The organism is Bacillus paranthracis, assembly GCF_024296885.1.
Taxonomy (GTDB): Bacteria; Bacillota; Bacilli; order Bacillales; family Bacillaceae_G; genus Bacillus_A; species Bacillus_A paranthracis.
In genome coordinates, this window is sequence record NZ_CP101135.1 from 1,005,201 (window position 1) to 1,019,200 (window position 14,000).

19 protein-coding genes are annotated in these 14,000 nt (G+C 35.3%); 10 read left to right on the plus strand and 9 right to left on the minus strand.

Translation table 11 applies throughout. From position 1 onward, the window contains the following. Window positions 1-9: 9 nt before the first annotated feature. The 4 genes from NLJ82_RS05025 to NLJ82_RS05040 form a co-directional block, all read right to left on the minus strand. Window positions 10-537, minus strand: coding sequence for a permease (locus NLJ82_RS05025; protein ID WP_000661327.1), 528 nt, complete (start codon window positions 535-537; stop codon window positions 10-12). Continuing rightward, a complete protein-coding gene (locus NLJ82_RS05030; RefSeq protein ID WP_000606985.1) occupies window positions 534-1,016 on the minus strand; it encodes a hypothetical protein in 483 nt (160 codons plus the stop codon). Before NLJ82_RS05030 ends, NLJ82_RS05025 begins: the two co-directional genes overlap by 4 nt. Then, window positions 1,009-1,350 carry a PadR family transcriptional regulator gene (locus NLJ82_RS05035; protein WP_000683197.1) on the minus strand — a complete coding sequence of 114 codons (342 nt, stop codon included), beginning with the start codon at window positions 1,348-1,350 and terminating at the stop codon, window positions 1,009-1,011. Before NLJ82_RS05035 ends, NLJ82_RS05030 begins: the two co-directional genes overlap by 8 nt. Before the next feature lie 220 nt (window positions 1,351-1,570). Continuing rightward, on the minus strand, window positions 1,571-1,696 hold the full coding sequence (locus tag NLJ82_RS05040; protein WP_000540377.1) for a YjcZ family sporulation protein: 126 nt from the start codon (window positions 1,694-1,696) through the stop codon (window positions 1,571-1,573). A gap of 198 nt (window positions 1,697-1,894) precedes the next feature. On the opposite strand from NLJ82_RS05040, the gene NLJ82_RS05045 reads away from it, so the two are divergent. Beyond that, window positions 1,895-2,140 (plus strand): hypothetical protein, encoded by a 246-nt coding sequence (locus tag NLJ82_RS05045; RefSeq protein WP_000013679.1) that lies wholly within the window; start codon window positions 1,895-1,897, stop codon window positions 2,138-2,140. Between the two features lie 349 nt (window positions 2,141-2,489). Here the strand turns inward: NLJ82_RS05045 and NLJ82_RS05050 are convergent, their stop codons facing one another. Next, window positions 2,490-3,896 carry an alpha/beta hydrolase family protein gene (locus NLJ82_RS05050; protein ID WP_000889705.1) on the minus strand — a complete coding sequence of 469 codons (1,407 nt, stop codon included), beginning with the start codon at window positions 3,894-3,896 and terminating at the stop codon, window positions 2,490-2,492. A 431-nt stretch (window positions 3,897-4,327) separates the two neighbouring features. Between NLJ82_RS05050 and NLJ82_RS05055 the strand changes: the two genes are divergently transcribed. Further along, the gene (locus NLJ82_RS05055) at window positions 4,328-4,912 is read left to right on the plus strand and encodes a CGNR zinc finger domain-containing protein (RefSeq protein ID WP_001158445.1); all 585 of its coding nucleotides are present in this window, start codon (window positions 4,328-4,330) and stop codon (window positions 4,910-4,912) included. A 117-nt stretch (window positions 4,913-5,029) separates the two neighbouring features. Further along, window positions 5,030-5,584, plus strand: a complete 555-nt coding sequence (locus NLJ82_RS05060; RefSeq protein ID WP_001015680.1) for an HPP family protein — start codon at window positions 5,030-5,032, stop codon at window positions 5,582-5,584. Window positions 5,585-5,703: 119 nt separating this feature from the next. On the opposite strand, the gene NLJ82_RS05065 is transcribed toward NLJ82_RS05060, so the two are convergent. Then, window positions 5,704-5,814 carry a YjcZ family sporulation protein gene (locus NLJ82_RS05065; RefSeq protein ID WP_000505679.1) on the minus strand — a complete coding sequence of 37 codons (111 nt, stop codon included), beginning with the start codon at window positions 5,812-5,814 and terminating at the stop codon, window positions 5,704-5,706. 153 nt (window positions 5,815-5,967) lie between these two features. Further along, window positions 5,968-6,234, minus strand: a complete 267-nt coding sequence (locus tag NLJ82_RS05070; protein WP_000400941.1) for a YmzC family protein — start codon at window positions 6,232-6,234, stop codon at window positions 5,968-5,970. A gap of 380 nt (window positions 6,235-6,614) precedes the next feature. Here NLJ82_RS05070 and NLJ82_RS05075 point away from each other — a divergent pair, with 380 nt between their 5' ends. From NLJ82_RS05075 to NLJ82_RS05095, 5 genes are all read left to right on the plus strand, one after another. Further along, on the plus strand, window positions 6,615-6,971 hold the full coding sequence (locus tag NLJ82_RS05075) for a hypothetical protein (RefSeq protein ID WP_000501489.1): 357 nt from the start codon (window positions 6,615-6,617) through the stop codon (window positions 6,969-6,971). Between the two features lie 262 nt (window positions 6,972-7,233). After that, window positions 7,234-7,692, plus strand: a complete 459-nt coding sequence (locus tag NLJ82_RS05080; RefSeq protein WP_000198926.1) for a MarR family winged helix-turn-helix transcriptional regulator — start codon at window positions 7,234-7,236, stop codon at window positions 7,690-7,692. Continuing rightward, window positions 7,685-8,269, plus strand: a complete 585-nt coding sequence (pssA, locus tag NLJ82_RS05085) for a CDP-diacylglycerol--serine O-phosphatidyltransferase (RefSeq protein ID WP_000042031.1) — start codon at window positions 7,685-7,687, stop codon at window positions 8,267-8,269. Before NLJ82_RS05080 ends, pssA begins: the two co-directional genes overlap by 8 nt. A gap of 22 nt (window positions 8,270-8,291) precedes the next feature. After that, window positions 8,292-8,663, plus strand: coding sequence for an ATP synthase subunit I (locus NLJ82_RS05090; RefSeq protein ID WP_000620588.1), 372 nt, complete (start codon window positions 8,292-8,294; stop codon window positions 8,661-8,663). 289 nt (window positions 8,664-8,952) lie between these two features. Then, complete coding sequence (locus NLJ82_RS05095; RefSeq protein WP_001080290.1) at window positions 8,953-9,606, plus strand: DUF2306 domain-containing protein; 654 nt, start codon at window positions 8,953-8,955, stop codon at window positions 9,604-9,606. 108 nt (window positions 9,607-9,714) lie between these two features. Here the strand turns inward: NLJ82_RS05095 and dhaQ are convergent, their stop codons facing one another. Both dhaQ and dhaS read right to left on the minus strand, forming a co-directional pair. Continuing rightward, window positions 9,715-10,713: a DhaKLM operon coactivator DhaQ gene (gene dhaQ, locus NLJ82_RS05100; protein ID WP_000723394.1), complete on the minus strand. Its 999-nt coding sequence runs from the start codon at window positions 10,711-10,713 to the stop codon at window positions 9,715-9,717. A gap of 19 nt (window positions 10,714-10,732) precedes the next feature. Continuing rightward, a complete protein-coding gene (gene dhaS, locus NLJ82_RS05105; RefSeq protein WP_000204220.1) occupies window positions 10,733-11,299 on the minus strand; it encodes a dihydroxyacetone kinase transcriptional activator DhaS in 567 nt (188 codons plus the stop codon). 178 nt (window positions 11,300-11,477) lie between these two features. Between dhaS and dhaK the strand changes: the two genes are divergently transcribed. Both dhaK and NLJ82_RS05115 read left to right on the plus strand, forming a co-directional pair. Further along, on the plus strand, window positions 11,478-13,229 hold the full coding sequence (gene dhaK / locus NLJ82_RS05110; protein ID WP_000720740.1) for a dihydroxyacetone kinase subunit DhaK: 1,752 nt from the start codon (window positions 11,478-11,480) through the stop codon (window positions 13,227-13,229). Between the two features lie 317 nt (window positions 13,230-13,546). Then, window positions 13,547-13,936, plus strand: a complete 390-nt coding sequence (locus NLJ82_RS05115; RefSeq protein WP_000940661.1) for a hypothetical protein — start codon at window positions 13,547-13,549, stop codon at window positions 13,934-13,936. Window positions 13,937-14,000 lie beyond the last annotated feature (64 nt).

Consider the following 14,000-nt stretch of genomic DNA (forward strand, 5'->3'; position numbering starts at 1 on the left):
TCAATTTGATTACATTTCCTCCGTAACATCATACCGAAGTAACTCTTCCTGATCATAAAACCTCTCAAAAATAATCCCCATTACATAGAAAAATACTAGACCGAAACCAATATGAATGAGTGTAAAAGTAGCTCCAAATGAAGAAAATTCATACACGAGAATTGGCAATTTCGCAGTTGTCCAAACGCCTAAGAAAAATACGATGTACCGAATGCTTGCGCCTTTTTTTAATAGTAGTGCTGCGATTGGAAAGGCGACGTAGAGGGGACCAGCTGCAATGCCTCCTAATAATAGAGAAAACAAGATTCCGTACATACCTGATTTTTCCCCCATATATTTCATAAGCGTTTCTTTTTTCACCCACTGATCAAGTAGCCCTACAAATAGTAAGACAGGGGGGAGGAGAAACAACATATCTAAAATGCTATTCCCTGTTAGTTGTAATGCACTCCACCCTAAAGATTGATTTATAAAAGTTAATACAAAAAGCCCGAGTAGTAAGACGAAAAAGAAGCGATATCTTTTTAGTTCTTTCATACCATCACCATCCAAATGATATAGGAGAATAAAAGAGACATGAGCAAAGCAGCTGCATTACGTGCGTAAGCAAAGCTTCGCCCAAATATCTTTTGTTCCATCGGTAAAGTTGTAAGTCCTACTGACATAAGTGTAGACATAAGTGCCGCAACTTGAGGTAGGCCTGCGCCGTGTTGGACTAACGTATGACCAAGAGGAAATACGACGAAGCTTGGAATAAGTGCAACGGAGCCGAGTATAGCTGAATACATAATACCTAACAATCCGGACTGTTCTCCAATGATAGAAGAGATAAAGGACGGCGTTAAGATTGAAAGCGATAAGCCAACGAAAAGCATGATGGAGAGCATGGCAGGGAGAAGGTTGCGAAACATTTTCCACGACTTCATGAGAGCATCTTTCGTTTTCTTGCGGTCCTTCATAAAAGAAATCCCAGTAAGAATAATGGCTAACGTGTAAAGAATCACGCCGTTAATCATGATCGGATTCCTGTAAGTCTTTATATTTGCCCAGGAAAAAGGATAAGTTCTTCATTTTTTCTTCAATATCCATTTGAAAATCTGCCAGTTGTTCTTTTCCAGCAGACGTAATTTTGTACATCTTTCTCGGTTTGTCTTGATAATTTGTACTTACATAAGATTCAATCGCACCTTCGTTTTCTAATTTCTTTAGCGTGCGATATAAAATGGCGCTATCGATTGGATTGACGGGAAGTTCTTCCTCGCACTTTTGCAGTAATTGCCCGCCATAGTTATCACCCTCAGCTAGAAATAACAAAAGAAATGCACCTGTATGTCTTCCTGTATGTTTCATGGATCTTCCTCCTAGAATGAATTATGATTAATACTGTTAATGACAGTATACTGTTGTTAACAGTATATGGTGTGTTAAGTGTTATGTCAATTTCAAAATGTACGAATTTCGAGGGAGAAGATAACAAGAACATTGTTTTTTTAGCGCTGGGAAACGACGGATAGGTATGGGCTGTACATCCAAAAACATAAAAAAAAGACACTCTCAAGAGTGCCTCCCCTTAGCAGCCGAATCCGCCGCCCCAACAGCTAGCGCCAACGATGATTAATAAAATAAACAGTACAACAAGTAAAGCGAAACCGCCGCCGAAACCGCAGCCTCCACCACAACTACCGCCATAGCCCATATTAACTCCTCCTTCCATAAAGACCATTTAATAATGGATTTAATTCACTTTATGTTTTTACGGATAATCTTGAGCAGGTCCTTTTGAAAAATAAAGGTGCTTAGATTTTAAGAGAGTTGACGACCTTATTTTTGTCACCGTTATTCCGCTGATGACATATTGTATTTTATTCTGTGTATTGGGGGAAGGAGGATCTTTATGGCTAATTCTGAAATGATTTTACGTTTACTTACAGATTTAAAGATTGAACAGCAAGCTTTAAAAGAACAGCTGGAAAAAATGCAAACAGCTGTGAATACTCTTGAAGAAAAATCATTGATTTTGGAAGAAAAACCAAAGACTATTGAAGAAAAACCAGCTGTTGCTGCTGCAAAGCAAAGAGCTCATTCTGGACACCCAACATCTTTTCGTGCTTGGAGAGCATCTGCTCAAAGGAATTCATAAAAATATAAGAAAAGAAGACATCTAGTAAGATGTCTTCTTTTGCTTGTACAATCCAAATGCGATAAGAAGGTATATATCCATATTGCTTTAAAACTAAGAAGAAAATAACGATTGTCGACTCCTATTTTAGTATAGCATGTAATAATGAAATTCCTCTATGTAATATTGCATATATATGAATTATGCAATTTTTATCGTATATATTTTAGTTGTCTGTTATTTGTTTTAATTCATTGACTTATATTATTTTTTGAGCGCCCCAGTAATGGGGCCTTTTTTTATAATTGTTTTAAAGCAAAAACCCCTCAAGTATAGTGAGAGGCTACATGACTAGATAAATGAATGATGATTAGTGTTTAATGAGCTGAAGTTCAGGATATTGCTTCTGAATTTCTTCTAAATGATTTTCGTTTATTCCTTTTAAATTTTGATCAAAGAAGCTAGTTACTAGCTTATTAATGAGTGTATAATTTGCGGCTACATCTTCGTCAGGTTCGTTAATAATAGGTGAAAATGCTGCTAAATCTGTAAAACTAGTATGGTTTGTTTTTGGAATTACCACTGTGTACACGCCCGGTTTTTCAATAGTTTTATTTCTTAAATAGACTATTTCCAATAATTCATTTTGGATTCCGGTTATCTTTTGATTCTTAGCCTCTTTCATAAAATGAATCGTAGCTTCAGCATTCATCAACATGAATGGTTTTTGAGGACCGTCTTTAGGTAGTGGATCGCCATACAATCCGCCATCCATATCAATTGCAGCTTTAATACGCGCATCCTTTACTAACATTTGTGCGGAAGTTGCTCCGCCAAAAGAGTGACCGAACATTCCGATTTTGTCATAGTTAATTAAGTTTGCGATAGTTTTAAAACTTTTATCGAAATTACCTTCTATTACTTCGTTTAAAACAAAAGTAGTATCCTGTTCCCATTTTTGAACTAGAGTATTTAAAGCCGTAGGTGTATATTCAATTGGTATAGAGTCCACACGGTTTCCGTTAGGGAAAATAGTTGTTGCTGCGTATCCTGTGAAATTAAGAGCGATTACTACATAGCCTTGACTAGCTAATTCCTCTAACTGGAATGTATTTTGTTGACCATATAATCCCATCCCATGGCCGAATAAAAGGAGGGGGAATTTTTCTTTAGCTTGAAGTGGCTTAGCATCTTGATAAGAATGTGTTTTTGTCAGCCCTAAATGTGTCGTTACGATATACGGAGCACCGTTTGTTACTGCCAATTGTTCAGCGAGAGCGTTTATGTTCTCAAAATAGGTAGAAGGGTTCCCTGATCCTTTTTCGGCAGGATAATATACTTGTATCATTAACTCACGATTTCTATGATTATTTGGTACAGTGGTTTCTTTTCGATTTTTATCAATTAAATGAAAAGCTTTCGTTCCTACTGTATATTTTCCAGTAGGCTCAGGGAGTGTTATGATCGGAAAAAGTAAAGGTAATGTAAACATTGCGATAGCAGTTACGATAATTCCTAAACCTTTTAAAACTTTCATCACTAACTTTTTAGAAACAGCTGTAGTTTTTGGTTTCAAAAAAACTTGTAATGTTAAAACGAACAATAAGAAATAGGCGGGGATCATACGCCAGTTTGCACCAATTACAATGATGGTGGCAAATAAGAATGCATAATTGATCAGTAAAATGGCTACATTTTTTTTCGTTAAACCACGTTCGATAAAAATGAGAGTGATGCTAGATAAAAGTAATACAGCAACAAAAATGATTTCTAACATTTTCAGATTTTAGCTCCTTTCCAAATCACGTTGTAATAGATTGATAATTTACAACCTTCTCAATTATATAACTATCATTGGTGATTGTATGCATGTAAGTAAGTTTAGAATGTTTTTACATGACATTTTAAAAAAAGTACTCATACGAGTACTTTTTCTTAAATGGATTATTATTTATTTTTAAACCGTTCCCCACAAATGATAAACCATACCGAAAACAAAAAATGCGAGTCCTACAAATAAAACGATTAAAGCAAGCATTCCATTTTTATTATGTTCCATACAGTTAGCTCCTTTTTAGTTATATAGAAAAAAGCCTTTAGTCGTAATTATAGCTAAAGGCTTTGATCTTCATACTGTGTATTTTATAAAAAAGTTGTACTTCTGTATGAATTTGGAATATGATTATTTAAAGAGTAGGTGATGAGTACATGCAGGAAACAAAACAATTCCCGCTTATATCTGGAAATCTCTCATTAGATTTAGTGAATACAGAGCTAGTTAGGCGTGGACAACGTTATGATTTATTAATAACGGATAAAGATGTATTAGAATGGCTACATGTAATAAAGGTTAATCTTCCTTTTTGGAATGAAAAAACACTTATAGGAATTCAAGAACGAATGGATCAAGTTACATCTAGCATATTAGAGGCAAGAGAAGTACTGAGAAAACAGTTTGAGACAATTGCTGATCAGCACGAAATTTCTAATGATTTTATTACGTATTTGGAAAAACAAATTGAGAAGGCACCATTTACATATAAAGTCATTGAACAGAGTCTAGTACCTGTCCCAGTTGGAGAAGTTGAGGATGTACTTGTATCGATAATTGCATTTGATGCTTTAACCTTAGTAGCAGAAAATAAACTTATTTTCCTTAAAAGGTGTTCAAATCCCGACTGTGTTTTATTATTTATAGATAAAAGTGGGAAACGAAAATGGTGTTCTATGAAAATATGTGGGAACCGAAAAAAGGTAGCAAAATTCCAGGATCGAAAATGTGAAGAAGTTTAGGGGATCAACTTATAGCAGTTGATCTTTTTTTATGTATTTTTAAACTAACCTCTAAAATTAATATTGACCGGTTAGTTTGTTTGAAATATAATTGTTGGTAAATAAAGGAGGAGAATGATGAATCATATAACAGCAGCTAAGCAGAAAGAGGCTCCACCAATAAGTGTACGATATTTTGCAAAAATGAAAGGGAAAGGAAGAAGTCCGTTACAAGTAAACATAAAGGACTCTTTGACGGGACTATTAGGGGGATTTTTAACAATTCTCACCTTAACATATTTAACGAGTATAACTTCTACAGAATTGTTAATGGCTCCATTTGGGGCGAGTTGTGTATTAGCGTTTGGAGTTTGGAATGCACCGTTATCACAGCCACGTAATATTATTGGAGGACATTTGATTTCAACTTTCATTGGTCTATCAATATATCATTTGTTTGGGAATGAATATTGGACGATAGCTTTAGCAGTTGGGATGTCGATTGCTATTATGATGTTAACAAGAACAACACATCCTCCGGCAGGGGCTGATCCAATTATCGTTATTTTAGGGGCATACAGTTGGAGTTATTTAGTAACACCAGTTTTAGTTGGTTCCCTTGTTATTGTAGTTATTGCTTTATTCATTAATAACATGAGTAGTAAAAGAAGCTATCCAACTTTTTGGATATAATTAATAAGGTGAAAAACAATTTGAGTAAGTATCCCGTTTTTGCTATGTCTTCATTTCATATACTTTTTAGTTTACAAAGAAAAGACACCCATATAAGAGTGTCTTTTCCAATAGTTTGTTTAGCAGAAGCAAGCAGCTCCAACGATGATTAATAAAATAAACAATACAACTAATAATGCAAATCCTCCAGCAAAACCGCAGCCTCCGCCGCAACTACCACCAAAGCCCATAATAGTTCCTCCTTTAATAAGAGGGGAAAACAAAGGGTCACTCGTGTTTTTTAACGGATTCCATTTACTTTATGTTTGACGCCTGAATGTGAGCAGGTCCTTTTGAAAATAAAAAAAAGACACCCTGAGGTGCCTTCTGTCCCATTTATTTCATTAATATTCGTTAGCATAAAATTCTTTTATTAGCTTTATTTCATTTGTATCTGGGTTAAACTTAAATATTTTAATTTGATTAGATTCATCTTTATAGGCAAATGTATGATCGCCAATTTGGGTCATATTGCTAGTGTTTAAGATAGGGTCACTATCATGATCAGTGATTTCCACAGGTTTGTCACGATCCCAAAATGCAATGACAATGATCAAGATAATAAGACATATACGTATGTTACGTAGTTCTCTTGCTAGAGGATGCTCCATATGATAGTCTCCTTTATCATGTAATAGATTTTGTGTCTAAAAGAGATAAATCCTTAGAATATAAATAAAAAAGACACTGTAAAAAGTGTCTTTTTTATTTGATTTATGCGCATTGCTTAATAAGACGCTAGTTCCTCAAGTTAAATATGAGTAACTATGTAGGGTGATTTCATTATAACATTTTAACCATTACTGGGTCTATATGGAATTTTATTGATGGTTATGTTTGATTATTCAGAATGATACATGTAGTGAAAGATATTTATTGCCTATAGTAATTGTAAAATATAACGATGTATATAACTAGTCTTGTAATGAATTTTTATTATATTTAAGATTGAAATAGAAATGAAAAAAGCACAAAGAAGGAGCTGTAGCATATGGGCGCTTGGGGAACTGGATTATTTGATGATGACACGACTTGTGATGTGAAAGATCAATTTATTGAGTATATAGAAGAGGGTAATAGTGCGGAAGAAGCAACTAAGTTCATTTTAGAAGAGTATGTAGATGAGTTTGATATAGAGGAAGAGTTAGAAGAAATATCTTTAGTATATATTGGTCTTGCGGCAATACAATTGGAGAAAGGCTGTCTTCAAGAAGAAGTTCGTAACAAGGCAATTGCATTAATTGAACGTGGGGCTGACCTTGAGCTTTGGGAAGAAGCCGATACGGAAGATTATGAAGAGAGAAAGAGAGTTTTAGATGAATTTAAGCAACAGTTAATTAACGGTTAGTAGTTTACAACATAAAACTTATATATTGTCTAATATATAAGTTGAGGTGAGAGAAACACTTTTGCTTGTATAAAGATGTAATTGAGAAGAATAGTGAAAGTTTAGAGCTTTACGTATGAGAAGGAGACATCTTAATGGATGTCTTCTTTTTTAAAGTATGGAAATTGATTTCCCTTTACACAAACATAACGGTATAATATAGTTAAGTTAAGTAAACTTAACTATTAAACGAAACAAAATAACAGCATGGAGGAAGAGTGCTATGACGAGAACATATAAAGAAATAATTAATGAAATGAACAGAGCCTATAATGAATTTTACATTTTACTATTCCAGGAGTTGAAAGATGAGTACGGTCTTACAGGACAGCAAGAGAGTATGCTATTTCATATTCATTTAAATGAAAACACGACAGCAAATCACATTGCGACTACTTTTAATATATCGAAAAGTGCTGTGAGCCAAGTGTTATCGAAATTGGAAAAGCAGAAGATGATTTCAAAGCAAGTAAATCCTAATAATAAAAGGGAGTATTTCCTTACACTTGGTCCAAACGGTAGCAAGTATATGGAGGAGTTGTCTGAGTTAGATGATGTATTAATTGAGAAGTATTTTTCTAAAATCGATATCGGTGCTTTAGAACAAATGACGGATACGTTAAAGAAAATAAATAAAGTTATATTGGAAGAAAAACAGAAGGATCTTGATTGTAATGAGTAAGAACTTAGATGAGGTAATGAGTAAAAAGGAGGGGAAGCATGTGATGAGTTACATACCAAATATGATTACGATAGCAAACTTTGTATGTGGACTTCTCGCTATTCACGCTGTTTTCGTTCACGATATGTATGGTGCAGTTATGTTCATTATTACAGGTATGGTATTTGATTTGTTTGATGGCATGGTTGCTCGGAAACTAGATGCTTTTTCGGAAATTGGCGGAGAGTTAGACTCATTTGCGGATTTAGTTACGTTTGGCGTGGCACCGTCTATTTTTGCCTATAGTGTTGCGCTAAAAGATTTGCAGTCTATTGGGATGATATGTGCGCTCGCTTACAGTATTTGCGGAATGCTGCGGCTTGCAAGATTTAACACGCAGCAAAGCAAACTCCCAACCTTTATCGGCATGCCCATTCCATTTGCGGCAATGTGCCTTCTTATTTTATGCCTCCTGAATAATCCAGTTTCCGTAGCGTTTGGCACATGCGTACTCGCGTATTTAATGGTGAGTAAAATCAAATTCCCTCATTTTAAAAAAGATATATCGGAAAGCTTGAAGTCCGAAAGATGGAATTAAAGAGAAAGGTAAGGAGTATAACATGATTCGTATGGCATTAAGATCATTCAACATACAAATATATTGTTTGCTAGGCGTAATGTTATTGGGATGGTTGATGACACCTTTTTCAGCCCAGTTCGTAGGGATAAGCATTGGCCTTTTAGTAAGTATGTACTGCGCCTGGATTTTAGGAAGGCGTATTGAAAAGTTCGGAGATAGCATTGTAAAAAAAGAAAAAGCACCGATGCTTGGAATGATGAATCGTTTCGCAGCCGCCATACTCGGTGCGATTATTATGTATGAAATTGAACACCGTGATTACATGTGGACATTTGCTGCTGGAATTATGGGTGGGTATTTCTTGATTATTATTAATTTGGGGTATTACAGTATGAGGGATGCGGAGGAATAGATGAGTAAACTCTCAAGTATAGAATGATATACTTGAGGTTTTTTTATTATATAAAAAGTTTGCTCATTTTAAATGTATCTATTACTTGTTGCAACATATCCATTAGAACCTCCCATTTCATTACCTTTAACAATATAACATATATATTCATTATTTTTGAAATCTTAATCTATTACATGTCTCTTTTTCGGAGGTATTTCATTTGTCTAGAAGGATTTTCTATTTTTTACAAGAATGAACAGTAACGTATAATCTAATTTCCATGAATGTAATAGGGAGGCAGTGAAATTTGAACAGGAAAATTTGGTTTGTATTTACTTGTTTTGCTCTTTTAGTATCTGGTTATATTGTTGTCCAATATTTTATTATGGATGGATTTCAAACAGGGCTTGTAAAAGCGAAGCTTATGTATGGATCTAAATTAAGTGAGTTCTGGTATAGTATGTTATTTACGCATATTACAACGAGTATAGTAGCATTAGTAATTGGTCCGTTTACATTATCGACTAAATTTAGAGAAAGGAATATCAATCGTCATCGAATAATGGGGAGAATCTATATGGTTGGTATATTATTAGGAGGCATTTCTGGACTGTACCTGTCCTTTTATGCTACGGGAGGATTGGTAGCGAAGCTAGGTTTCGGTTTGTTATCCGTATTTTGGCTAACTTCAGCATATCAAGCGTTACATAGAGTTAAGAATAAAAAAATGAAAGACCATCGAAATTGGATGATTAGAAATTATGCTTTAACCTTTGCGGCAGTTACATTAAGAATTTGGCTACCGTTGTTTATCGTTCTATTTGGAATAGAACATTTTGAACTTAGTTATGCTATTATTGCTTGGTTAGCGTGGGTACCTAATTTAATTGTTGCAGAATTATTCATAAGAAAAAGGCTTAATAAAGGAAAATACGAAGGAAATGAGGATTTACATTTTTAATGTAAATTTGCTGTAATATTGAGTGCAGAATTCTTCAGTAATTGAATTTTTCTCATAGCTGAATTACGTACAAAAATAGGGTGGCCAATTGAAGCCATCCTATTTGTATTACCAACTAGCAGTTTCCGTATTTTCTTTCAACCACTTCACCCAGTTCAAGTCCTCTACCTTAAGTAAACTTAAAGAAACACCTTTCATATCTAAAGAAGTTAGAAGGGTACCAACTTTTACGAATGTAATCTGTAATCCTTCCAGCTCACACAAACGGCGAATGTCATTTGCGAAAATGTATTGTTCCATTAATGGTGTTGCGCCGAGTCCATTAATAAGGATGGCGAAGTTGTCGCCTTTTCTCCAGCGATAAATGCTTTTAAGTTTGTTCATTAGTTCAATCGCTAATATTTCAGAAGAGGATAGTGCTTCTTTGCGGTAACCTTTTTCTCCGTGGATGCCGACGCCATAAAAGACTTCATCTTCATTTAATGTGAATGAAGCTTGTCCTTTCACTGGATCGTTGGCAGGTGAAAGAGCGACTCCTAATGTGTGTAAGTTTTCAGTGATAGAACGGCTAATTGTTGTTAGTTCTTCTAAAGAATGTCCTTCAAGAGCAGCCGCACCAAGTATTTTTTGAACGAAAACAGTACCAGCGACGCCGCGTCTTCTTTTATTAAAAGAAGCATCATCTTCAATTGAAACATCGTCATTTACGATGATGTGTTCAATTTTTCTTCCTTCTTCTTTGGCAATTTGCTTTGCTGCTAAAAAGTTCTGAACATCATCTTTAAAGTTTTTAATGATGAATAAAATGCTTTTCTCCTTCGGTATGAGGCGAGTTGCCGCCACAATTTGTTCCACTGTAGGCGGAGTGAAAATACTGCCGTTTACTGCCGCCGTAAGCATACCTTTTCCTACATAACCAATATCAGCTGGTTCGTGTCCGCTACCACCTCCGCTTATAATGACAACGCCTTGCTTCATTTTTTCGATATCTTTTACATAAATGATGTTATTTGTTTCGTCGTAATTTACTTTGTCGTTATGTTCAAAATAAAAGCCATGCATCATATCTTGAACGATATTTTGTACATCATTCATAATCTTTTTCATTGCTTTTGCCACCCTTTAATTACTTTGCTGATTGCTCCAGTAATAGTAGTAATTGATTGTTTATCATATTTTTCATAAGAGAAGACATAATGGAAGGATCTACTTCACACTTACTTTCAATCCAATCTTTTATCGTTCCAACGAAGCCGTGACTATAAAAGGAGGCAATCGTATTTTTTGTCTCATCAGAAAGACTGAATCCGCAGCTCACAGATAGTTCATCAATAATTTTCATATATAAGTTTTTCGTATGCTCAAATAAATAGTGATTAAACGAGTTTTGTTCAATGACTTTGAAAGCATTTCGGTAAAATTTTTGATTTTCATAAAAGTAATCAAATAATAAATCGAAAATATTTTCCCATGTTTCATAGTCGAGAAAATCGATAATGTTTTCTTTCGTTTCTTCTCTATAAATCCAGCTTAATAGTTCAAATTTATCTTTAAAATGATAATAAAAAGTTTGCCTACGCATTTGACAGTGTAACATAATATCGCTCACTGATATTTTATGAAACGACTCTGTTTCCATTAAATACTTCAATGAATTCGCGATTATCTTTTTAGAAATTATAGAAGAGGTCATCTGAATCATCCCTAGAATGTTAGTAATATAAAAATCCTATCTATAAATGAGAGCGGTGTCTTTAGACAGATTGTCCATTTTGTCCGTTTACTATAAAACGCTTTCATTTTAACATGGATAGTAAGAAGAAGATTTCAAATATATCACAATATATTAAAGGAATTGAGGGAGAACTACAATGAAAAAGATTATAAACAAACCAGAAACATTAGTAATGGAAATGTGCAACGGAATGGTTATGGCTCATCCAGAGCTTGAGCTTTTGAAAAAATATAAAGTCATTAAGAAGAAAGAAATGAACGAAAATAAAGTAACATTAATTAGTGGCGGCGGTAGTGGTCATGAGCCAGCGCATGCAGGATTAGTCGGAAAAGGAATGTTAGATGCGGCTGTGTGCGGAGATGTGTTTGCTTCTCCTTCACAAATTCAGGTGTATCAAGCGATTAAAGAGACAGCTAGTAAAAAAGGTACGTTATTAATTATTAAAAATTATAGCGGCGATATTATGAATTTCAAAAACGGAGCGCATTTAGCGACAGAAGATGGAATTGAAGTCGACTATGTAAAAGTGGACGATGATATTGCGGTAGAAGATAGCCTATATACAGTAGGACGCCGCGGCGTTGCGGGCGTTATTTTAGTCCATAAAATTGCCGGTGCAGCAGCGGAAGCAGGTATGGATTTAGGAGCGGTGAAAGCTGTAGCGGAAAAAGCAGCTGCTAACGTGCGCACAATCGGTTTAGCGTTAACGTCTTGTACAGTTCCAGCGAGCGGATCACCTACTTTCACACTTGCGGAAGATGAAATGGAATACGGCGTAGGTATTCACGGCGAACCAGGAATTAAACGTGAAAAAATGTTGTCAGCAGATGAACTAGCGAACCGTATGACAAATGATCTTGTAAAAGATTTAGGAGTAAAAGATGGCGAAGAAATCGCACTTCTAGTTAACGGTTTTGGCGGAACACCACTGCAAGAACTTTACCTGTTTAACAACGCAGTGACGAGAGAACTAGCAGCTAGAAACATTAAAATTAATAGAGTATTTGTCGGCAATTATATGACGAGTATCGATATGGCTGGTATGTCTTTAACAGTGATGAAATTAGATGATGAGTTAAAAACATTACTATCGAAAGAGTGTAATACACCAGCGTTTAAAGTAGATGGGCCAGTTGAAAGTGTTGAGTATGTAAATGTACTTGAAGAGACAGAAGAGAAGGAAGTTTCCTTTGAACTAGAAACGGCGGAAGAGCACGCTGTGATTAAAGAGAATGTCATCACATTAAACAACATGATTTATCTCGTTGATAAAATGAGCGATATTATTATTAAAAATGAAGTACCGTTCTGTGAGCTAGACACGCATGCTGGTGATGGAGACTTCGGAATGAGTGTAGCAAAAGGATTTAAGCAATTAAAACGTGAGTGGCATTCGATTGTAGAACAAGAAAACGTAACGATCGGATCATTCCTTGACGGTTGTTCCATGATTATTATGGAACATTGCGGCGGCGCATCTGGTCCAATTTGGGGCGGTGCATTCCGCGCAGCTAGTAAAGCAGCAGGCGAAAAACGTGAATTAACAGTGAAAGAGTTCGCTGAAATGTTACAAGCAGCACTGCAAGGCATACAATCGATCGGGGAAAGATCATTCGGCAGAGGAGCGGTAGTTGGTGACAAAACACTTGTTGACGCACTTGCTCCATGTGTAGATTCTTGGTTAGATAGCGCCTCAAACGAAGTAGACGTAAAAACTGCCTTTGAAAAAGGAGCAGAAGCAGCGGTCAAAGGAGCAGAGTACACGAAAGAAATCGTAGCTCGCATGGGCCGCGCCGGTACAGTTGGCGAAAGAAGCTTAGGATATCCAGATGCAGGTGCACATGCACTTGGGGTTATCTTTACGGAGATTGCGGGTAGTTTGAAATAGGAATGATGTTAGTTTGAAAGAATCTCCTTCATGGTAAGTTGTTCACTGTGGAGGGGATTTTTTTAGTTGATATATATAATTTCATTAGATGTTCTTTCCACAAAGATATGTATTTTATAAATACTGAGATAAGAATTTTAAAAGAAGTAATATGAGTTCTTATTTTTTACGGTATTTATTAATCTTTTTCATCATTGGCTTAGTAATACCGAGGGTTATTATAGATATATTAATCATATAATTTGTCCCTATCAAAATGAACGTTTTTTGCATCTAATATATTGTAAATATATTTTATTTTGAAAGGATGTGATGATATGGCTCATAAATCTACTGGAGTGTTTCGAGTTCCCGTTTCTGAAAATGGGATTATTCCAACTGCTCTTAACATTATGTTAAACAATGATTCACGCTGTCATACTAGTAATGTAACGGTCACTGTTAAGAGAAGTCGAAACACTTTTTTCCCAACTCAAAATGAATTAGTTGAAATCTCTCGTACTTTTGTTTCTTTAGAACCAAACAGAACAACTAAGATTGTGTTGTTTACGCCAGAATTCCAAATAGAAGATTTTCTTGATGTCACAATTAGTGGAAATAAAGAGGATGTTAAGGATGTGCTTGTATATTCTTTCTTAGCAGATTCAGTAGGGCACAATCTGCCATCTACTGTTTTCAGAAATGCAGAATACACTTTTGCTTGCTGACAACGTGATGATGTATGCTTTACTATCATAAGTGCCATCTTGCAGCTTGAATCAACTTAATTTT